General features: G+C 70.9%; 22 protein-coding genes. 13 read left to right on the top strand and 9 right to left on the bottom strand.

Annotation, left to right across the window (positions count from 1 at the left end; genetic code table 11):
• Positions 1–94: 94 nt before the first annotated feature.
• Complete coding sequence (locus tag ACFVZW_RS14230) at positions 95–1,486, bottom strand: FAD-dependent oxidoreductase (protein ID WP_384520703.1); 1,392 nt, start codon at positions 1,484–1,486, stop codon at positions 95–97.
• 111 nt (positions 1,487–1,597) lie between these two features.
• On the bottom strand, positions 1,598–2,248 hold the full coding sequence (locus ACFVZW_RS14235) for a DUF305 domain-containing protein (protein ID WP_384520705.1): 651 nt from the start codon (positions 2,246–2,248) through the stop codon (positions 1,598–1,600).
• A 193-nt stretch (positions 2,249–2,441) separates the two neighbouring features.
• Here ACFVZW_RS14235 and ACFVZW_RS14240 point away from each other — a divergent pair, with 193 nt between their 5' ends.
• The gene (locus ACFVZW_RS14240; protein WP_384520707.1) at positions 2,442–3,971 is read left to right on the top strand and encodes an LVIVD repeat-containing protein; all 1,530 of its coding nucleotides are present in this window, start codon (positions 2,442–2,444) and stop codon (positions 3,969–3,971) included.
• On the opposite strand, the gene ACFVZW_RS14245 is transcribed toward ACFVZW_RS14240, so the two are convergent.
• From ACFVZW_RS14245 to ACFVZW_RS14260, 4 genes are all read right to left on the bottom strand, one after another.
• Entirely contained in the window at positions 3,947–4,651 is a 705-nt protein-coding gene (locus tag ACFVZW_RS14245; RefSeq protein WP_384520709.1) for a TetR/AcrR family transcriptional regulator, read from the bottom strand. The two genes, ACFVZW_RS14240 and ACFVZW_RS14245, sit on opposite strands and share 25 nt — an antisense overlap.
• Before the next feature lie 129 nt (positions 4,652–4,780).
• Positions 4,781–5,458, bottom strand: a complete 678-nt coding sequence (locus ACFVZW_RS14250; RefSeq protein ID WP_384520711.1) for a phosphatase PAP2 family protein — start codon at positions 5,456–5,458, stop codon at positions 4,781–4,783.
• Positions 5,459–5,524: 66 nt separating this feature from the next.
• Entirely contained in the window at positions 5,525–6,460 is a 936-nt protein-coding gene (locus ACFVZW_RS14255) for a M56 family metallopeptidase (protein WP_384520713.1), read from the bottom strand.
• Positions 6,461–6,546: 86 nt separating this feature from the next.
• Positions 6,547–7,104: a DUF5134 domain-containing protein gene (locus ACFVZW_RS14260; protein ID WP_384520714.1), complete on the bottom strand. Its 558-nt coding sequence runs from the start codon at positions 7,102–7,104 to the stop codon at positions 6,547–6,549.
• Between the two features lie 146 nt (positions 7,105–7,250).
• Here ACFVZW_RS14260 and ACFVZW_RS14265 point away from each other — a divergent pair, with 146 nt between their 5' ends.
• Positions 7,251–7,802, top strand: coding sequence for a GNAT family N-acetyltransferase (locus ACFVZW_RS14265; RefSeq protein WP_384520716.1), 552 nt, complete (start codon positions 7,251–7,253; stop codon positions 7,800–7,802).
• Positions 7,803–7,818: 16 nt separating this feature from the next.
• On the opposite strand, the gene ACFVZW_RS14270 is transcribed toward ACFVZW_RS14265, so the two are convergent.
• A complete protein-coding gene (locus ACFVZW_RS14270; protein ID WP_384520718.1) occupies positions 7,819–8,502 on the bottom strand; it encodes a glycerophosphodiester phosphodiesterase in 684 nt (227 codons plus the stop codon).
• A gap of 124 nt (positions 8,503–8,626) precedes the next feature.
• Positions 8,627–9,190, bottom strand: coding sequence for a helix-turn-helix transcriptional regulator (locus ACFVZW_RS14275; protein WP_384520720.1), 564 nt, complete (start codon positions 9,188–9,190; stop codon positions 8,627–8,629).
• 96 nt (positions 9,191–9,286) lie between these two features.
• Between ACFVZW_RS14275 and ACFVZW_RS14280 the strand changes: the two genes are divergently transcribed.
• From ACFVZW_RS14280 to ACFVZW_RS14310, 7 genes are all read left to right on the top strand, one after another.
• The gene (locus tag ACFVZW_RS14280; RefSeq protein WP_384520722.1) at positions 9,287–10,420 is read left to right on the top strand and encodes an LLM class flavin-dependent oxidoreductase; all 1,134 of its coding nucleotides are present in this window, start codon (positions 9,287–9,289) and stop codon (positions 10,418–10,420) included.
• On the top strand, positions 10,417–11,439 hold the full coding sequence (locus ACFVZW_RS14285; RefSeq protein ID WP_384520724.1) for an alpha/beta hydrolase: 1,023 nt from the start codon (positions 10,417–10,419) through the stop codon (positions 11,437–11,439). The genes ACFVZW_RS14280 and ACFVZW_RS14285 overlap by 4 nt, the downstream gene beginning before the upstream one ends.
• Before the next feature lie 80 nt (positions 11,440–11,519).
• The gene (locus ACFVZW_RS14290) at positions 11,520–12,926 is read left to right on the top strand and encodes a DUF6421 family protein (protein ID WP_384520726.1); all 1,407 of its coding nucleotides are present in this window, start codon (positions 11,520–11,522) and stop codon (positions 12,924–12,926) included.
• Between the two features lie 29 nt (positions 12,927–12,955).
• Positions 12,956–13,714 carry an SDR family NAD(P)-dependent oxidoreductase gene (locus ACFVZW_RS14295; protein ID WP_384520727.1) on the top strand — a complete coding sequence of 253 codons (759 nt, stop codon included), beginning with the start codon at positions 12,956–12,958 and terminating at the stop codon, positions 13,712–13,714.
• Positions 13,711–14,790 carry a threonine aldolase family protein gene (locus ACFVZW_RS14300; RefSeq protein ID WP_384520816.1) on the top strand — a complete coding sequence of 360 codons (1,080 nt, stop codon included), beginning with the start codon at positions 13,711–13,713 and terminating at the stop codon, positions 14,788–14,790. Before ACFVZW_RS14295 ends, ACFVZW_RS14300 begins: the two co-directional genes overlap by 4 nt.
• An 83-nt stretch (positions 14,791–14,873) precedes the next feature.
• Positions 14,874–15,452 (top strand): transglutaminase domain-containing protein, encoded by a 579-nt coding sequence (locus tag ACFVZW_RS14305; RefSeq protein ID WP_384520729.1) that lies wholly within the window; start codon positions 14,874–14,876, stop codon positions 15,450–15,452.
• Positions 15,453–15,465: 13 nt separating this feature from the next.
• Entirely contained in the window at positions 15,466–16,158 is a 693-nt protein-coding gene (locus tag ACFVZW_RS14310) for a B3/4 domain-containing protein (protein ID WP_384520731.1), read from the top strand.
• A gap of 39 nt (positions 16,159–16,197) precedes the next feature.
• On the opposite strand, the gene ACFVZW_RS14315 is transcribed toward ACFVZW_RS14310, so the two are convergent.
• Entirely contained in the window at positions 16,198–16,920 is a 723-nt protein-coding gene (locus tag ACFVZW_RS14315) for a lysophospholipid acyltransferase family protein (RefSeq protein ID WP_383557154.1), read from the bottom strand.
• A 220-nt stretch (positions 16,921–17,140) separates the two neighbouring features.
• Here ACFVZW_RS14315 and ACFVZW_RS14320 point away from each other — a divergent pair, with 220 nt between their 5' ends.
• The 4 genes from ACFVZW_RS14320 to ACFVZW_RS14335 all read left to right on the top strand — a co-directional run bounded on the left by ACFVZW_RS14320 (position 17,141) and on the right by ACFVZW_RS14335 (position 20,164).
• Positions 17,141–17,455: a TlpA family protein disulfide reductase gene (locus ACFVZW_RS14320; RefSeq protein WP_384520732.1), complete on the top strand. Its 315-nt coding sequence runs from the start codon at positions 17,141–17,143 to the stop codon at positions 17,453–17,455.
• 197 nt (positions 17,456–17,652) lie between these two features.
• Entirely contained in the window at positions 17,653–18,168 is a 516-nt protein-coding gene (locus ACFVZW_RS14325; protein WP_384520733.1) for a flavin reductase family protein, read from the top strand.
• 189 nt (positions 18,169–18,357) lie between these two features.
• The gene (locus ACFVZW_RS14330) at positions 18,358–19,143 is read left to right on the top strand and encodes an electron transfer flavoprotein subunit beta/FixA family protein (RefSeq protein WP_361862469.1); all 786 of its coding nucleotides are present in this window, start codon (positions 18,358–18,360) and stop codon (positions 19,141–19,143) included.
• A gap of 58 nt (positions 19,144–19,201) precedes the next feature.
• Positions 19,202–20,164 carry an electron transfer flavoprotein subunit alpha/FixB family protein gene (locus ACFVZW_RS14335; RefSeq protein ID WP_384520735.1) on the top strand — a complete coding sequence of 321 codons (963 nt, stop codon included), beginning with the start codon at positions 19,202–19,204 and terminating at the stop codon, positions 20,162–20,164.
• Positions 20,165–20,297 lie beyond the last annotated feature (133 nt).

Consider the following 20,297-nt stretch of genomic DNA (forward strand, 5'->3'; position numbering starts at 1 on the left):
GCCTTGCGATCCGTCCCCTCGGCCCCTGCGGGCCTGGGGAGGCCCCATGCACCAGACGCCGCTCCCCGATCCGGCCTGATCGACAAGACACCCCCTAGCCCTCCCCGGCCGTGCCCTCCCGCGCCGCCGCACGGAGGCCCGGCCAGTCCGGAATCTTCACCCTGCCTCGGCCCAGTGAGCGGCCCAGGTCCGACTCGGCGCGCTCGATGGAGAGCCAGCCCCGCCAGGCGACCGGCTCGTGGCCCAGGTCCCGCAGCGCGCCGATCGGGTCGGCCGCCACGGGGCGCCGAGCCAGCTCCGCCGCGTCGGCCAGCAGGGACGTCACGGTCTCCTTGGCGCACGGGCGGTTGGTGCCGATGACGCCCGTGGGGCCACGCTTGATCCAGCCGGCGACGTACTCGCCCGGCGACGGCGCGCCGTCCCGCAGCACCCGGCCGGCCTCGTTCGGGACCGTCCCCCGGGCCTGGTCGAAGGGCAGCCCGGGCAGGGCGACCCCCTGGTAGCCGACGGCCCGCAGGACCAGCTGGGCCTCGATCTCCTCGTACCGCCCCGTGCCCCGCACACCGCCGGCGCCGTCCGGCTCCGTCCGCTCGAAGCGGACCGCGGCCACCCGGCCGCCCTCACCCAGCAGCTCCACCGGCCGCAGGAAGAACCGCAGCCGGATGCTCCGCGCCGCCTCGGCCTCGCCGTCACGTACCGCCGCGCCCGCGCCCTGCGCCGCGCCCTCCGCCCACCCTCGGACCACCTCCAGATTCCGACGGTTCACGGCCGGCAGCGCCGAGGAGTCCGCGAAGGAGGGGTCCAGCGCCAGATCCGCCGGATCCACGCTCACCCGCGCGCTGCCCAGACCGCCCAGCTCCCGCAGCTCCTTCGTCGTGAACTTGGCCTGTCCGGGGCCCCGCCGCCCCACCATGTGCACCTCGCGCACCCGGCTGGCCGCCAGCGCCGCGAGGGCGTCCTCCGGCACGTCCGTGGGGCGCAGTTCGTCCGCGCCCCTGGCCAGGATCCGGGTGACGTCCACCGCCACGTTGCCCACGCCGATCACGACCGCCGAGCGCCCGTCGAGCCGGAAACCGTTGCCCGCGGCATCGGGGTGCGCGCTGTACCAGGAGACGAAGTCCGTCGCCGAGTGGCTGCCCGCGAGGTCCTCGCCCGGCACCCCCAGCCGGCGGTCCCGCGCCGCGCCCACGCAGTACACGACCGCGTGGTACAGCTCCAGGAGACGTTCCGGGGTCAGTCCCCGCTCGCCCACCTCGACATTGCCGACGAACCCGACCCGCTCGTCCTCCAGGACCGCCCGCAGGTTCTGCTGGAGCGACTTGATCTTCTCGTGGTCGGGCGCGACGCCGTAGCGGACCAGGCCGTACGGGCAGGGCAGCCGGTCCAGGACGTCGACCCGCACTCCGGGCACCCCGGACTGCTGGACCAGCGATTGGGCGGTGTAGACCCCGCTGGGCCCGGAACCGACGACAGCGACACGAAGCACGGCCGTACTCCTTCCCGCCGCGGGGATTCCCGCCGAGAGGCTTCCAGCATGGCACCGGAAGCCCCGGCAGGGGAGACACGCGACAGGCCCGGCCGCCCCGGGGCGGGCTCGCTACATCGAGCGCATCCGGTTGATCTCCGCCGTCTGCTGCGCCATCACGTCGTTCGCCATCTCCTCCACGAGGACGTTGTTCCCCTGGCCCAGCACCTCGGCCGCCATCGTCACCGCGCCCTCGTGGTGGGTCACCATCAGCTTCAGGAACAGCTCGTCGAACGCGGTGCCCTTCGCCTTCCGCAGCTCCGCCAACTGGGCCTCGGTCGCCATCCCCGGCATCGTGTGGTGGTCGTGACCGCTCTGCTCGCGCGGGCCGCCGTTGTTCTTCAGCCAGCCCTCCATGGCGTCGATCTCCGGTTTCTGCGCCGCCGTGATGCGGTCCGCCAACTTCTTGACCTGCGCCGACCCGGCCCGCTGCGGAGCGAGCGCGGTCATCGTGAGCGCCTGCTTGTGGTGCACGATCATCATCTGCGCATAGGTGAAGTCCGCCGCGTTGGGCTTGTCGTCGGGCAGCAGCCGGGAGGCCTCGGCCGGCGATATCCTCCGCGCCGGTTCGCCCGGCTTCCCCGGGGCCACCACCGCGGGACCCGAAGCCCCCTGGCTCTGCGGCGCCTTCGCGTCCGGGGCCGAATCGCAGGCGGACAGCGCCCACACCGCGGCGATGCTCAACGCGGCGGCGACAGCTCCACGGATACGGCGGTTCAACAAGGCGACCTCCAGGGGTGGTTCCGAGGGACCGGGGGGACAAGCGTCGGGCACCGTTCCTAGCACGCTTCTCAGGGGCATCGAGCAAAAACATTCATTACATGTGTGTTGCCATCTGTTGAGATGTGCACGCTAAGGACGATACTGCCGGGGTCCATCACCCGTTCAACTACGAACGGATACAAGGGAGGACGGAGTGACTTCGTTGCGTACCACGCGCATCACGCGTACCCCGCGCGCACGGATCAGAGGCCTGGGTGTGGCGACCGCCGCCGCCGGACTGCTGGTCAGCCTGCTCGCGGCCGGCCCCGCGGCCGCCACGCCCGACCCGGGTGACACCACCGCGCAGGGCACCGTCTCCTCTGCGCAGGCGGCCGAAGCCCGGTCCGCCATCCAGAGCGGCGAGATACCCGGTGTGGACGAGATCGTCCACAGTGACAACATCCAACACCTCGTGAACATCCCCAAGGATGCGCTCGCGGGCACCAACTCCGACCTGGCCTTCCAGGGCAAGTACGCCTTCGCGGGCAACTACGACGGTTTCCGCATCTTCGACATCAGCAACCCGCGCGCGCCGAAGACGGTCGCCCAGGTCCTCTGCCCGGGCTCCCAGAACGACATCTCCGTCTCCGGCAACCTCGTCTTCCTCTCCACCGACTCCTCCCGCAGCGACAACTCCTGTGCCAGCGTCAGCCAGCCGGCCACGGAGAAGTCCTCCTGGGAGGGCATGAAGATCTTCGACATCAGCGACATCCGCAACCCGAAGTACGTCGCCGCCGTCGAGACCGCGTGCGGCTCGCACACCCACACGCTGGTGCCCAAGAAGAGGGACGTCTACGTCTACGTCTCCTCGTACTCGCCCAACGCCGCGTTCCCGGACTGCCAGCCCCCGCACGACGGCATCTCGGTCATCAAGGTGCCCCGCAAGGCGCCCGAGAAGGCCGCGATCGTGAGCTTCCCCGTCCTGTTCCCGGGCGAGGGCCCGGACGGCGGCGGCAACCCCGGCGGTCCGACCAACCCGGGTGTCTCCAAGACCACCGGCTGCCACGACATCACCGTGCTGCCGGGCAAGGACCTCGCGGCCGGCGCCTGCATGGGTGACGGCATCCTCTTCGACATCGAGGACCCGGAGCGCCCGAAGGTCATCGACCAGGTCCAGGACAACGTCAACTTCGCGTTCTGGCACTCGGCGACCTTCAACCAGAAGGCCGACAAGGTCGTCTTCACCGACGAGCTCGGCGGCGGCTCCGGCGCGACCTGCAACGCGGCCGTGGGCCCGAACCGCGGCGCGGACGGCATCTACGACATCGTCGGCAAGGGCAAGCACCGCAAGCTCGTCTTCCGCAGCTACTTCAAGATCCCGCGCCACCAGGCGGACACCGAGAACTGCGTCGCCCACAACGGCTCGCTGATCCCGGTCAAGGGCAAGGACCTCATGGTCCAGGCGTGGTACCAGGGCGGCGTCTCCGTCTGGGACTTCACCGACTCCCGCAAGCCGAAGGAGATCGCCTACTTCGAGCGCGGTCCGCTCTCCGCCACCACGATCAGCACCGGCGGTTCGTGGTCCGCGTACTACTACAACGGCTACATCTACTCCAACGACATCGCGAAGGGCTTCGACGTGCTGAAGCTCGACGACCGTCGTACGGACCCGGCGAAGCGGATCCGGATGGACGCGCTGAACGTCCAGACCCAGCCGGACTACTTCGACGACTTCGAGGACTGAGTCCTCGACGGCTGAGTCCTGGACGACTGACACGGCACCCGGAGGTCTAACACCGAGGTCGTGAAGGGAATGCCGTCGGGCGGGCCACCGTCCGGCGGCATTCCCTGCTCCCAGTCCAGTCCGTAGCGCTGGAACAGCTCCGACCGCAGCCGCGCCATCGGCATCGGCGCCCCCGGCAGCAGCACCGCCACGACGGCGCCCATCAGCAGCGCCCGCAGCAGCGGATAGTCCGCGTCCACGTTCGCGGAGCCGTACCGCGTCACCGTGTCCCGCAGCAGGAACGCCAGCCGCTGCTGCTCCGGACACTGCACGAACCCCTCGGCCTGCAGGATGCCCGCCATATGCGTCCGCATGAGCACGGGGCGGTCCACCGCCAGGCCCAGGATCGCGTCGATGGCCCGCGCCATACGCTCCCGGCCGTCCTCGGTCCGCGGCTCGCGCTCCAGCGCCTCCTCCAGCGTGAGGTGCATCAGCCGGTGCACCGCCGACTGCAGCAGCTGGCGCTTGCCCGGGAAGTAGTACGAGATCAGACCACGTGCCGAACCGGCCCGCTCGGCGATGTCGCCCAGCGTCGTCGCCTCGTAACCGCGCTCGGACACGAGCTCGACGGTCGCCTCCAGGAGGCGCTCCCGAGAGCGTCGTCGAAGCTCTTCATTGACCGATGGGCTACGCGGGGACATGCTTGACTCCTGCGTTGACTGGCTCGCAGCCAATATACTCAGCGCAGCCTGCTGTCGCGCCTTCGTGGCTGGTCAGCGGGTTTGCCGTCTGTTCTGGGCGACGCGGGGGATCGTCCAGGACAGGCGGCTTCATCGCGTTTCTCCCATTCTCCTCCGTGCGGTCCCCGACGGACCGGCCCGTCCGGCGCCCTGGCCGTACGTGCGGAACGTGATGATCGACACAATCACGAGGCAGATCCCGAGGGACCAGCCGGCCACCACGTCCGACGGCCAGTGCACCCCCAGATAGACCCGGGTCCACCCCACGCCCAGCACCGACACCAGGGCCGCCACCGCGATCACGCTCCAGCCCCGCCAGCTCTCCTTCCAGTGCAGGGCGAGCACCCAGAGCAGCAGCCCACAGCTCACGGTCGCCGTCATCGCGTGCCCCGAGGGGAACGACGCGTACTGCGCCGAGTCCACCGGATCCGGCCAGCCGGGCCGCGCCCTGTCGACCGCCCACTTCATGCCCTGCTGGACGGCCGCCGCCAGCAGGCTGGTGACCGTCAGCCACAGGGCGAGCAGCCGCTCGCGTCGCCACCACAGCACCACCACCGCGACGGCGATCAGCGCGCGCATCGTCCATGGATCCCACACCCAGTCGCTCAGGATCCGGTTCAGCTGGGTGAACCCCGGCTCGGCGACGGCGCTGCGGTGCAGCTCGTCGGTGACGGAGCGGTCCAGGGAGAGCAGTGGGGGCCAGCCCACGGCCACCAGGACGAGCAGCAGCACGGCCAGGGCGGCGGAGACCACGGCGGAGGAGCGCATGGCCCGATCTTCCCCGACCCGCGCGCCGGATCGCCGCCAACCCCGACTACGCGCCGGAATCCCCGGCTATCCGAGCGCCTTGAGGGCGGGGACGAACGCCACCAGGACCGGCACGACCGGCACGAGCGCCGCGGACGCCGTCAGCCCCAGCCGCCGTCCGGCGGTGAGCCGCGGAGCGGCCGTGAGGAGGCGGTTGACCCGCTGCGGCAGGTCCGCGTCCGGTGCGGGACCCGGCCCGAACACCCCGCGCTCCTCGTTCAGTTCCACCAGTGCCAGCGCGATCGTCAGCCGCCCGAACCGCCGCGAGGCCACATCGTCGGCCGCGAGCTCCACCAGCCGGTGCATCTCGCCCCGGAAGGCCGCGAAGACCGGAATCCCCGGGAACCCGCCCGCCAGCGCCCCCGAGCAGTGCAGCAGCCAGTCGTGGCGCGCCCGGGCGTGTCCCTGCTCGTGCGCGAGCACGGCATCGAGCTGGCGCCCCTTGAGGCGGCGCAGCGCCGCCGTCGTGATGACCAGCTGCGGCGCGGTTCCCGGCAGCCACCAGGCGTCCGGCCGCTCGCCCTCAAGCACCACGAGGCGCTCGCTGCCCGGCTCCTCGCCCGGCAACAGAGGGGCACGGACGAGCAGTTCGCAGCGGCGCTGCCGACGGCGCGCCCGCGCCCGGCGGATCTCCCGGCCGAGCATCGCGCCGGTCCACAGCCCGCCACAGGCCAGGACCACGGCGAGCGCTGCCGACCAGGGCTGGTGGGTGCCCAGTTCGTACGCCTCCAGCACTCCGTGCGGCGCACCCGCGAAGACCTGGCCCCGCACCACCTGCCAGGCGGCCGCGGCACTGAACGTCATCGAGAGCGCGAAGCTCAGCAGCACCGCCGCCACCACGCACTGCCACACCCACAGGGCCACCACGGGCTCGCGTTCCGCCCAGTCGGACCGTGACAACAGCCGTGGCGCCACGGCGGCGGTCAGGACGCCGAGCGAGAGCAGCGCGAGGGAGACCAACATGGCGTCCAGCCTATGAGGGGCGTACTACTCGGGGGTATGGCCTCGCACGCCAAGTGACGTATGCCACGGTTTCGGTGCGGCCGAAGTCAGAGGGTCACGAGCATGGCCAGCATCGCGAGCGCCATCGACAGCCGGCACACCAGCGCGAACTCCGGCCGGGTGGCCCAGGCCGTCGGCGGACCGGCCGCCGGCACCGCCACCGGGACGAGCCGCGTCCCCGTGCGGAGCACGTACACGACGTGGTACGCGAGGAGCGCACCGGTCACGAGCGGTACGCCCGCGGTGCTCCCCACGCCGTGCCCCCCGTGCGCTCCCTGGGCCGGGGACGCCATGACCACCGCCATGTAGACCATCGCCAAGGAGCCCAGCAGATGGTGCAGATGGTGCCCGCCGCGGCGCACCGTCGACAGCGCGTGCAGGGCCGCCGCCCCGAACACGGCGGCGTACACCGCCCACGACCAGGAGGGGGGCGTGAGCACGGCCGGGGGCAGTGCCATCGCCGCCATCCCGAAGCCCATCACGGCCTCGCTCCCCGCCGTCCTGCGCTCCTCGCCCGCGCACCGGCGCATCCGGAGCAGGCAGTACACCCCGCTCGCCCCGCACAGCGTCAGCAACAGCCAGGCCGACAACGCCGGTCCGTGCACGGCACACCTCCCCGTGGGTCTCCCCGGGGTCGATGCCCGCGCCCGGCCTTGCGTACGCGAGCGCACAGGCGTACGCGGGGGGAGCACGGCGCTGGGGCGTTACGCTCGGGAGGATCGTCAGCGCCCCGAGGGGAGACCCGAACAGCATGGACACCGCCACGCCGCAGGACACCGGTCGGATCGGCTACCGCGACGCCGTCGAGGACGACGTCCCGGTCCTCGTGCCGCTCGTGGAGTCGGCCTACCGCGGCGACTCGAGCCGGACCGGCTGGACCACCGAGGCGGACATCCTCCAGGGTCAGCGGACCGACGTAGAGGGCGTGCGCGCCGTCATCACCACCCCGGGCAGCCGGCTGATGGTCGTGGAGCGCGACGGCGAGGTCGTCGCCTGCTGCCAGCTCGAACACCGCGGCGACGCCGCCTACTTCGGCATGTTCGCGGTCCGCCCCGAGCTCCAGGGCGCCGGTCTGGGCCGCCTGATCATCGCCGAGGCGGAGCGCCGGGTGCGGGAGATCTGGGGCGTGGGCGAGATGCACATGACGGTGATCTCCGTGCGCGAGGAGCTCATCGCCTGGTACGAGCGGCGCGGCTACCGCCGTACGGGACAGATGACCCCCTTCCCGTACGGCGACGAGCGCTTCGGTGTCCCGCAGCGGGACGACCTGCAGTTCGAGCTCCTGGTGAAGCCGCTGGTCTGAGCCCCGGTCCGGCGAGTCAGGCCGTGAAGCGGCCGGTGCGGCGGATCTCCGGATAGTCGGTCGTCGCGCCGTCGAGCTCCAGGGCCCGCACCAGCCGCAGGTGGTCCTGGGTGTTCACGACCCAGCCGATGACCCGCAGACCCTCGCCGTGCGCACGCTCGACGGTCTCCAGGGTGAGGTGCCGGATGTTCAGGACGAGGGCGCCGGCGCCGACCGACTTGGCCCGGTCTACGACGTCGGCGTCCCACAGGTCCGCCACGAGCGCCGTGCGGACGCCGGGGACCAGCCGGGAGACCTCCGCGAGGGCCCCGTCGTGGAAGGAGAGGACCTCCACCCGACCCACCAGGTCGCGCCGGTTCATCACCTCGGCGAGCGCACGGGCGGCGGACACGTCCTTGATCTCGGCCTGGAGCGGGGACCGCACCGCGTCCAGGACCTCCTCGAAGACGGGGACGCGCTCCCCGCCGCCCGCGTCCAGCTCGCGCAGCTCCGCGAGGGTCTTCTCGGCGATCGCGCCGCTGCCGTCGGTGGTCCTGCCGACGTCGGCGTCGTGCATGACGACGAGAGCGCCGTCCTTGCTCAGATGGAGATCCAGTTCGATGACGTCCATGCCGACCTGCTCGGCCCGGACGAAGGAACGCAGGGTGTTCTCGGGCTCGACGCCCATGACTCCGCGATGACCGATGGTGAGGAAACTCAAGATCTTCTCGCTTCCGTCGATGTCCGGGCCTCGGGGCGCAGCCTAATGACTTCACCGCAAGAAGGAAGCGCACGCGCGCGGGGCGTCGGAAGGTGCCACTCCGGGCGTCACACCCACGGGCCCCTCAGGGCCCCGCGTCGCCCCTCGCGGGAGCCTCCACCAGCGCGTCCAGGTCCGTCAGCATCGACTCGGCGAGCTCCAGCTCCGCCACGTGCTGCCGTTCGCTCCAGCGCAGGGCCACGGCCGGATGGCGCCACTGCGGCTCGGCCTCGGCGCGGGCGAGCGCGTCCCGGACCTCCTTGAGCTCGCCCTGTGTGCGGGCGATGTGCTCCTCGACGAGCGTCCGCAGCCGGTCCGGGGCGGCGAGATGCCCCAGCCAGACCCGCAGCACCAGCGGATGCTTGAGCACCACGGGCCCGCCGTCGCCGTCCGCCCAGTCGGCCAGCGCCGCCCGGCCCGCGTCCGTGATCGCGTACCGCCGCTTGGTCCGCGGCTCCTCCGGACCCGACCGTTCCGACATCACGTACCCCCGCGACTCCAGCCGGCGCAGCTCCGCGTAGATCTGGCTGATCGCCGGCGACCAGTGGAAGAAGCGCAGGGACGCGTCCGCCCACTTCTTCAGCTCGTAGCCGGTCCGCCCGCCGGGGAAGGAGAGAAGTCCGAGCACCGCCCAGGCGGTCTGCGGCAATCCGTGTTCCGTCTCTTGCCTCTTCGCGATCTGACGACTAGTCATATGGCTAATCGAAACAAGGACAGCTCCCCGACACAACCCCCTGGAGGGCATGTGAAGTTCTCCGTGATCTTCGAGGCACAGCTGGCCGACCCGACCGTCGAGCATGAGCACCAGGTCATCCACGACTGCGTCGAACAGGCCGTCCTCGCGGAGGAGATGGGCTTCGACCGGATCTGGGCCGTCGAGCACCACTCCCTGAAGTGGTACGCCCACATGTCCGCACCCGAGGTCTTCCTCAGCTACGTCGCCGCCCGGACGAGCCGCATCCGCATCGGCCACGGCGTGGTCTGCATGCCGTTCAACTTCAACCACCCCGCCCGCGTCGCCGAGCGTGCCGCCATGCTCGACCTGCTCTCCGGCGGACGCCTCGACCTCGGCGCCGGGCGAGGCGGCACCGAGCAGGAGACCTCGCTCTGCGGGGTCGACCGGGACCGTACGACCCAGGAGGTCGAGGACGCCCTGCGGATCATCGGCAGGGCCTGGCAGAAGGAGGAGCTGGAGTACAGCTCCGAGCTGATCAGGATCGATCCGCATCCGATCCTGCCCCGCCCCCGGCAGACCCCGCATCCGCCGCTCTTCCTCGCCTGCAGCCGTACGGAGACCCTCACCCAGGCCGCCGAGCTCGGCATCGGCGCGCTCGTGATGGGCTTCGCCGGGCCCGGGTCGATCGCCGAGATGCGCCGCGCCTACGACGCGGCCCGCGCCGCACGCACCGGCGACCGGTACGTCTCCACCGTCGTCAACGACCACTTCTCCGTCCTCTGCCCCACGATCGTCCTCGACGACCGCGCCGAGGCCCGTCGCATCGGCATCCGGGGCCAGCGCTTCTTCGCCCAGTCGATCGGCCACTGGTACGGGGGAGCGGGCATCCCCGACGAGGCGGTGGTGGAGGGCGCCGACGAGGCCGCCGACATGCGCCGCGCCGCCGAGCAGGTCGTCGCCCGGCTGCACGAACAACGCATACCGGTGCGGCCCTCCGCCACGGCCACCTTCCACGCCGACCACGCCTACGGCACCGCCGAGGACGCCATCGCCTACGTGGAACGGCTCCGGGACGCGGGAGCCGACGAGGTCATGTGCCTGATGCAGATGGGCACCGTGCCGCAGGATGCGTGTCTGGAGACCCTGCGCCAGTGGGGCGAGAAGGTCATCCCGTACTTCACCGAGGGGGCGGGCGCACGATGACGGAGTCCGCACCCACCGGCCGTCCCGACGGTCTGCCCGTCGACCGGCTCGATCCCGAGGCCCGTCCCTTCGTGGAGCTGCTCACCGCCGTCTTCCCGGACATCGGCGGAGCCGTCACCGACCCCGTCGAGGCCCGCCGGCTGCTCGCCGCCGCCCCTGCGCCGCCCGGTGAGCCGCCCGCCGTCGGCTCGGTGGAGGACCGGACGGTCCCCGGCCCCGAGGGCGCCCCACCGCTCCCGGTACGCGTCTACCGCCCCGAGGGCGACGCGAGGCCCCGCCCGACCACCGTCTTCTTCCACGGCGGCGGCTGGGTGCTCTGCGGCCTGGACACCCATGACCGCACCTGCCGGACCCTGTGCCGGGAGTCCGGGGCCGTCGTCGTCTCCGTCGACTACCGGCTCGCCCCCGAGGCCCGCTTCCCCGCGCCCGTCGAGGACGCCTACGCGGCGCTCCTGTGGGCAGCCGCGCACATCGCCGAGCTGGGCGGCGAGCCCGCGGCCCTCGTCGTCGCGGGGGACAGCGCGGGAGGCAACCTCGCCGCCGCGGCCGCGCTGCTCGCCCGCGACCGGAGGGGCCCCGCGCTCGCCCGCCAGGTGCTGATCTATCCGGCCACCGACATGGCCGGCGCCCACGCCTCGTACCGGACGAACGGCGCGGGCTACTACCTCACCGCCGCCCACATGCGCTGGTACCGCGACCACTACCTCGGTCCGGACGGCGACCCCCGCCATCCGCTCGCCTCTCCGCTGCGCGCCGAGCTCGCCGGTCTGCCGCCCGCCCATGTGGTCACCGCCGGCTGCGACCCGCTGTGCGACGAGGGGCGGGCCTTCGCCGCCGCCCTGGCCGCGGCGGGCGTCGAGGTCACGGAGGACCACCACCCGGGGATGTTCCACAGCTTCCTGGCCCTGCACGAGTACCTCGGCGCGTCGGCGCGGGCCGTCCGGCGAGCGGGGGATGCGATTGCCTCAACGCTTCCGGACAGGAAAATCAGCGGTGACCATGGGGGTGTCGCAGGATAATTTCTCTTGGCCCTCTTGTCCGGAGGAACCGCGGACGGATACGGTGTCTTGACGCGAGGTTCTCCTGTGGAGGAAGTGAAATGACGGAAATTCTTGTGGCTGACGTGACCGGTGGGGGGATAGCAACCGCTGCTCCGGTGATCGAGCACCCTGCCTGGCCCGAGCTCAAGAATGCCGTGGAGGAGATCCGTCCGTGGCAGAGCAAGGACGGGTCCATCGACTTCGAGACCGAGGGCGCGCCGTCCCGCGCCCTCGCCGAGGGTGTGGTCGAGCGCATCGCGACCGCGGTCGAGCAGCTCTCCCCGCTGCTCCCGCACGACACCGCGTACCACCGCGCGCTCGTCGCCGACCTGCGCAAGTGGGCCGAGGGCGGCTTCGGGGTGCCGGACTTCCTGGACTCCCTGCTGGCCTTCCAGCCGGCCGCCGACCGTCAGGACGGGCTCCAGCACCTGGCGCTCTTCCCGATGTACACGCAGAACGGCAACCCGGACCGCAACCTCGAGGCCGTCGTCCTGCGGATGGTCTGGCCGGAGTGGCTCTCCGAGCTGGAGCGCACCCGCTACGACAACCCGCTGTTCTGCGGCATCACCTTCGAGGACTTCACCGCCGGTTACGACACCAACTCGGCCGTCCTCTTCCCCGAGACCATCGCCGTGCGCGAGGCCCCCGAGCGCTTCAGCTGGGGCGGCATCTTCTGCGACCGTGAGGCCGCCCGCTTCCGCAAGGTCACCGAGGCCGCCGTGGACATCCTCGGCATCGAGCTGCCCGAGGACATCGCCGCCATGGTCGAGGACCAGAAGCGCTGCGAGTCCGCCTTCGTGCTCTGGGACATGGTCCACGACCGCACCCACAGCCACGGCGACCTGCCGTTCGACCCGTTCATGATCAAGCAGCGCCAGCCGTTCTGGATGTACGGCCTTGAGGAGCTGCGCTGCGACCTCACCGCCTTCAAGGAGGCCGTGAAGCTGGAGGGCGAGGGCAACACCCACGGCCGGGACGTGCAGTACGCCGTCCTGTTCGACCGGATGTTCCGCTTCCCCGTCACCGGTGACCGCAACCGCAACTACGACGGTCTGGGCGGCCAGCTCCTCTTCGCGTACCTCCACAAGCACGACGTGGTGCGCTGGACGGACAACACGCTCAAGATCGACTGGAAGCGTGCCCCCGAGGTCACCAACCAGCTCTGCGCCGAGATCGAGAAGCTGTACCGCGAGGGCATCGACCGCCCCAAGCTCGTCCACTGGTTCAAGGCGTACGAGCTCGTCTCCACCTACCTCGCCCCGCACCCGGGATCGAAGTGGGCCAAGGGTCCGGACGCCCTGGACCTGTCCCTCCCGCCCCGCAAGCTCGTCGACGACGTGCTTCCGGACGAGTTTCCGCTCAGCATGTTCTATGAGGCCCTGTCCAAGAAGCTCAAGGACGTGATCGCCTCCACCAAGGGCATCACCGCCGCGAACGCTTCGCGGACCGAGCAGGCTGCCGCGTGAACCCAGTCACGGAGGAGGAGGGGACGACCATGAACGGCAACGGAAACGGCGGGCCGCTGGAGGGTGCCGTCATCGCGGTCGCGGGAGCGGCCGGTCCGGCCGGGCGGGCGACGCTCATGCGCCTCGCCGAAGCCGGCGCCATCGTCGTCGGTGCCGACGCCGACCCGGCCCGCCTCGCCGAGGCTGTCGACGCCGCCCGGTACGCCCACGGCGGCGCCACGGTCGTCGGCGACACGGTCGACCTGTTCGACCTGGGCGCGGCGCGCGAATGGGCCGACAAGACGGAGAAGGAGTTCGGCCGGATCGACGGGCTCGTGCACCTCGTCGGCGGCTGGCGCGGCAGCGCCTCCTTCGCCGAGACCGACCTCGCCGACTGGAACTTCCTGGAGAAGCTCCTCATCCGCACGGTCCAGTCCACCTCGCTCGCCTTCCACGAGCCGCTGCTGCGCAGCGACCGCGGCCGATACGTGCTGATCAGCGCCGCGGGCGCCTCCAAGCCCACCGCCGGCAACGCGGCCTACTCCGCCGCCAAGGCGGCGGCCGAGGCGTGGACGCTCGCCATGGGCGACGACTTCCGCAAGGCGGGGGGCGACGAGGGCCCCCAGGCCGCGGCTGCCATCCTGGTGGTCAAGGCACTGGTGCACGACGCCATGCGCGCCGAGCGCCCGAATGCGAAGTTCGCGGGCTTCACCGACGTCAAGGATCTGGCCGACGAGATCGCCGGCGTCTGGGAGCGGCCCGCACAGGAAGTGAATGGACAGCGTCTGTGGCTGACCCCCAAGCCGTGACCCCGGCTCTGCCCACCAGGACCGACGCGCGTCGTCACCACGACCCGTCGGTCCGGGGCTTCGCCAGCGACAACTACGCCGGAGCCCACCCGGAGGTGCTCGCGGCCATCGCGCTCGCCAACGACGGTCATCAGATCGCCTACGGCGAGGACGACTACACCGAGCACCTCCAGCGGATCATGCACAGCCACTTCGGCCCGAACGCCGAGGCGTTCCCGGTCTTCAACGGCACCGGCGCGAACGTCACCGCCCTGCAGGCGCTGACCGACCGCTGGGGCGCCGTGATCTGCGCCGAGTCCGCGCACATCAACGTGGACGAGGGCGGTGCGCCGGAGCGGATGGGCGGCCTCAAGCTGCTCACCGTGCCGACCCCGGACGGCAAGCTCACCCCCGAGCTCATCGACCGGCAGGCCTGGGGCTGGGAGGACGAGCACCGGGCCATGCCGCAGGTCGTCTCGATCACCCAGAACACCGAACTGGGCACGGTCTACACCGTGGACGAGATCCGGGCCATCGTGGAGCACGCCCACGCCAAGGGCATGAAGGTGCACCTCGACGGGGCTCGGATAGCCAACGCCGCCGCCTCCCTGAACGTGCCGATGCGCGCGTTCACCAACGCGGTCGGCGTGGACGTCATCTCCTACGGCGGCACCAAGAACGGCATGCTGTTCGGCGAGGCCGTGGTCGTCCTCAACCCGGACGCGGTCAGCCACATGAAGCACCTGCGCAAGCTGTCCATGCAGCTCGCGTCCAAGATGCGCTTCGTCTCCGTGCAGTTGGAGGCGCTGCTCGCCAAGGACCTGTGGCTGCGCAACGCCTCGCATGCCAATGCGATGGCGCAGCGCCTCGCGGCCGGCGTGCGGGAGGTGGACGGGGTGGAGATCCTCTACCCGGTGCAGGCCAACGCGGTCTTCGCACGGCTGCCGCACGAGGTGGGCACCCGGCTCCAGAAGCGCTTCCGCTTCTACTTCTGGGACGAGGCCGCCGGCGACGTGCGCTGGATGTGCTCCTTCGACACCACGGAGGACGACGTCGACGCCTTCCTCCAGGCGCTGAAGGAAGAGCTGGCGCGATAGCGCCTCTCCCAGGCGAGTATAAGTATGCGGCCGACCGGAAAGTCATTGACTTCCGGTCGGTCGTCTTTCTAGGGTCCCCGGTTATGGAGCTGATCCAGCAGGACCCCGAACTCGCCGCCTACCTCGCCGCGGACGAGGCGATCGACCACGAGCACCCGGTCGTACGCGAGACCGCCGCCGCGCTGCGCGCCCTGCACCCCGACGTATACGCATACGCCCGGGCGGCGTACGCGTACGTACGGGACGAGATCCCGCACTCGAGCGACACCGGCGACCTCCTCGTCACCTGGCGCGCCTCCGACGTCCTCGCGCGGCGCACCGGGATCTGCCACGCCAAGGCGCATGCGCTCGCCGCGCTGCTGCGTGCCGAGTCGATCCCGACGGCGCTCTGCTACCAGAAGTTCGAGGTGCTCCACGGGCTGGTCGCGATCCGGCTGCCCGGCGCGGAGGCCTGGCACCGGCAGGATCCCCGCGGTGGCGAACCGGGCCGGGAGGCCGAGTTCTCCCTGGAGGAGGAACGGTTTGCCTTCCTGTCCGATCCCGAGTTCAATGAAGTGGACTACCCGGTGCTGTATGCTGCACCATATGCGGGAGTTCTGAGCGTCATGCGGTCGGCGCGGGACAGCGCGGAGCTCTTGCGGATCCTTCCGACCGACCTCTGACGCAAGGACGACGATGCCCCTCACCCTGACAGTCTCCGACGAGGTGCGCACCCTCGTGCCCGGCTTCACCCATCTCGCGATCGAGGCCCACGGACTCGTCAACGGCCCCAGCGACGAGGTCAGTTCGGCTCTGCTGGACGACGCGGCCCGACGCCTGGCCGAGCGGCTCGCCGGACAGGCGCCGGACAAGGACCCGCACGTCGCCGCCTGGCGCGCGGCGTACTCCGCCTTCGGCGCCAAGCCCTCCCGTACCCGCAACTCCGCGGAGGCCCTGGCCAAGCGCGCGCTCGCGGACGGCGGACTGCCCCGGATCAACCGGCTCGTCGACGCCTACAACGCGATCAGCGTCGCGCACCTCATCCCGGTCGGCGGCGAGGACCTCGACAAGATCCAGGGCGAGATGCGGCTCGTGCGGGCCACCGGCGACGAGGCGTTCGTGACCACGGCGGGCGGCGAGGAGAGCGTGGAGCACCCCGAGCCGGGCGAGGTCATCTGGTGCGACGAGGCGGGCGTCACCTGCCGGCGCTGGAACTGGCGCCAGGGGCCGCGCACGCGGATCGACGACGACACCGTCAACGCGGTCTTCCTGCTGGAGTCGCTGACTCCCATGACGCGCGAAGAGCTCGTCGCCGCGGGCAACGAGCTCGCCGAATCCCTGGAGAAGCTCAACCCCGGGGCGCGGATCACCGTCCGCGACCCGGAGTGACGTTTCGGCCGGTGACCTTCCGGCGGGCCGGCCTACCGGTCAGCCGGCGTCCTTGACCTCGGCCGGAGTCGGAGCCGTACCCCCGAGGTGCGCGGGCACCCACCAGGTGTCGCTCGCGTCCTTGGGGCGCACCGGATAGGCACGCTGCGCGGCCTCCAGAAGCTCCTGGACGCGCTCCCGCAGCCGCCGGGTGATGGCGCCCGCGTACTGGTCGGCCGGGGCCTCCACCGGCTCGCCCACCCGGATCGTCACCGGGATGTGGCTGCGCTTGAAGTTCCGCGGCCGGCCCTTGGTCCAGACCCGCTGCGTGCCCCAGAGCGCCATCGGGATCAGCGGGACCCCGGCCTCCTGGGCGAGCCGCGCCGCACCCGACTTGAAGCTCTTGAGCGTGAACGACTGCGAGATGGTCGCCTCGGGGAAGACGCCGATGATCTCCCCGGCCTTGAGCGACTCCAGCGCGTGCTTGTAGGCATGCTCGCCCTGCGAGCGGTCCACCGGGATGTGCTTCATGCCGCGCATCAGGGGACCCGACACCTTGTGCCGGAACACCGAGTCCTTGGCCATGAAGCGCACCAGGCGCTTCTGCGGCAGCGCGGCCAGGCCCGTGAAGATGAAGTCCAGATAGCTGATGTGGTTGCTGACGAGCACCGCCCCGCCCGTGCGCGGGATGTGCTCCGAACCCTGCGTGTCGATCTTCAGGTCCAGCGCCTTGAACATGGTCAGTGCGGCGCCGATGACCGGCCGATACACGAGTTCTGCCATCTGAGAGGAACCCCTTCTTCTGTTCCTGGGGAGGGTTCTCCCGGCGGAAGTTACGCAGCCGTAGGTTTTCGGCTTTGGGCAGATCGTGCCCCATGTGGGCCCTGGTGACCAGTCCTGACGGCTTCGTACGGGGAGATTCTCGTCACGCCCGGTGGCCATGGCGGGAATCGAACGGTGACATGGAACGCTGCACAGGGCAGTGGAGAGCAGGGAGCGGGAGATGACGGAACAGTGGCTGGGCGCGGACCGGCTCGGGGTGGAGCTGGGGGAGCAGGCGACCCTCGTGCAGTTCTCCACGGCCTTCTGCCAGCCCTGCCGCGCCACCCGCCGGACCCTGTCCGAGGTGGCGGAGATGATCGAGGGCGTCGGCCATGTGGAGATCGACGCCGAGGAGCGGCTCGACCTCGTCCGCGAGATCGGGATCGTGCGGACCCCGACCGTGCTCGTCCTCGACCGCGCCGGGCGGATCGTCGTCCGCGCGGCCGGACAGCCCCGCCGCGCGGACGTCATCGCCGCGCTGGGGCGCGCCGTCTGACGCGGTGACACTTCTCCCACATCCCGGTACGCACTTGACTGCACCCGCCAACGATCGTCAGTCTGGCGAGGTGCCTGCAGAAATCCTTCTCTACGGGCGGGCCCACGTGGACCTGGCCCGCAACGCGAGCGCGCGCTGTCCGGGCGTCTGAGAAGCCACGGACCCCTCTCACGATGCCCTCGCAGAAGGACAACTCCATGACGATCTCGCCCGAGCTCCGCACCGTTGGCGCCCCTCGGCAGGCCTCTCCCGACCTCCTCCGTTCCGTCTTCCGGCAGCATGCGGCAGGTGTCGCGGTCATCACCGCCCACGGGGAACGTCCCGTCGGCTTCACCGCCACCTCTCTCAACTCCGTCGCCGCGGAACCTCCGCTGATCTCCTTCGGCGTGGGCACCACCTCCTCCAGCTGGCCCGTGCTCTCCGAGGCCGAGCACATCGGCGTCCACATACTCGGCGAGCACCAGCAGGAGCTGGCGGGCACCTTCGCCCGCAGCGGCGCCGACCGGTTCGGCGGTCCGACGCGCTGGAGCGTGGGACCCGAGGGTGTCCCGATCCTGGACGACGTACTGGCCTGGCTGGTCTGCCGGGTGGTGGCCCGCGTCCCGGCCGGGGATCATCGGATCGTGATAGCCCAGGTCGTCGCCGGGGACCCGAGCGGGGTGGGCCGGCCGCTCCTCTATCACCAGGGACGCTTCAACGCTCTGCGTGACTGAGGGTTCCCTTACCTGAGCGTTGGCAAGGTCACACGCCTGAGCGCTTGCTCACTGGTAACGGACTGGGTGTACTGACGAGTAATATTTCGGTCGGGGCGTAGGGCGCCCCGACCGGAAACCCGCCCTTCAGGCGCCTATGCTGCGAGCAACAAGGCAGCCCAGTTATGACGATGCAGTAGGAGAGCCGGCGTGAGCTTGAGGATCGTTGTCTGTGTGAAGTACGTGCCCGACGCCACTGGCGATCGGCACTTCGCCGATGACCTGACCGTCGACCGCGACGACGTCGACGGCCTGCTGTCGGAGCTCGACGAGTACGCGGTCGAGCAGGCGCTCCAGATCGCCGAAGAGGCCGACGACGCCGAGGTCACCGTCCTCACCGTCGGCCCCGAGGACGCCAAGGACGCGCTGCGCAAGGCGCTGTCCATGGGCGCCGACAAGGCCGTCCACGTCGAGGACGACGATCTGCACGGCACCGACGTCATGGGCACCTCGCTCGTGCTCGCCAAGGCCATCGAGAAGACCGGCTACGACGTCGTCATCGCCGGTATGGCCTCCACCGACGGCACCATGGGCGTCCTCCCTGCGATCCTCGCCGAGCGGCTGGGCGTCCCGCAGGTCACGCTGCTCTCCGAGGTCTCCATCGAGGACGGCGTCGTCAAGGGCCGTCGCGACGGCGACACCGCTTCGGAGCAGCTGGAGGCCTCGCTTCCGGCGGTCGTGTCGGTGACGGACCAGTCGGGCGAGGCCCGCTACCCGTCCTTCAAGGGCATCATGGCCGCCAAGAAGAAGCCGGTGGAGTCCCTGGACCTCGACGACCTCGAGATCGAGGCCGACGAGGTGGGCCTCGAGGGCGCCTGGACCGCGGTCGACTCCGCCGCCGAGCGCCCCGCGCGCACCGCGGGCACGATCGTCAAGGACGAGGGCGAGGGCGGCAAGCAGCTGGCCGAGTTCCTCGCGAGCCAGAAGTTCATCTAAGGGCTCGCGCGAGCCGCTGAAGTCCGCCCCCTTTTCGTTCGCAGGAGATTGAATCCCCATGGCTGAGATTCTCGTCTACGTCGACCACGTCGACGGAGCCGTCCGCAAGCCCACCCTGGAGCTGCTGACGCTGGCCCGCCGCATCGGCGAGCCCGTCGCCGTCGCGCTGGGCAACGGCGCCGCCGACACCGCCGCCGCCCTCGCCGAGCACGGCGCGGTCAAGGTCCTCACCGCCGACGCCCCCGAGTTCGCCGAGTACCTCGTCGTCCCGAAGGTCGACGCGCTGCAGGCCGCGTACGAGGCCGTCTCCCCGGCCGCCGTGCTCGTCCCGTCCTCCGCCGAGGGCAAGGAGATCGCGGCCCGCCTCGCGGTCCGCATCGGCTCCGGCATCATCACCGACGCCGTCGACCTGGAGGCCGGTGACGAGGGCCCGGTCGCGACGCAGTCCGCGTTCGCCGCCTCGTTCACCACCAAGTCCCGTGTCTCCAAGGGCACCCCGGTCATCACGGTCAAGCCGAACTCGGCCCCCGTCGAGGCCGCCCCGGCCGCCGGCGCCGTCGAGGCCCTCGCGGTCTCCTTCGGCGCGCTGGCCACCGGCACCAAGGTCACCGCGCGCACCCCGCGCGAGTCGACCGGCCGTCCGGAGCTGACCGAGGCCGCGATCGTGGTCTCCGGTGGCCGTGGCGTCAACGGCGCCGAGAACTTCGCGATCATCGAGGCGCTCGCCGACTCCCTCGGTGCCGCCGTCGGCGCCTCGCGCGCCGCCGTGGACGCCGGCTGGTACCCGCACTCCAACCAGGTCGGCCAGACCGGCAAGTCGGTCTCGCCGCAGCTGTACATCGCCTCCGGCATCTCCGGTGCGATCCAGCACCGCGCGGGTATGCAGACCTCGAAGACCATCGTCGCGATCAACAAGGACGCCGAGGCCCCGATCTTCGACCTCGTCGACTACGGCGTCGTGGGCGACCTCTTCGACGTCGTCCCGCAGCTGACCGAGGAGGTCAAGTCCCGCAAGGGCTGACCTCCGCAGGCTTGACCTGCGATTCTGTACGGTCCGGGGGCCGCGTGGTGATGAGCGCCGCGCGGCCCCCGGCCGTTTAGGTCAAACATTTAAGCATGTGCCGAAGGACGACATAAATAGGTATTCGGTTTGT

The organism is Streptomyces sp. NPDC059567 (genome assembly GCF_042735655.1).
Classification (GTDB): domain Bacteria; phylum Actinomycetota; class Actinomycetes; order Streptomycetales; family Streptomycetaceae; genus Streptomyces.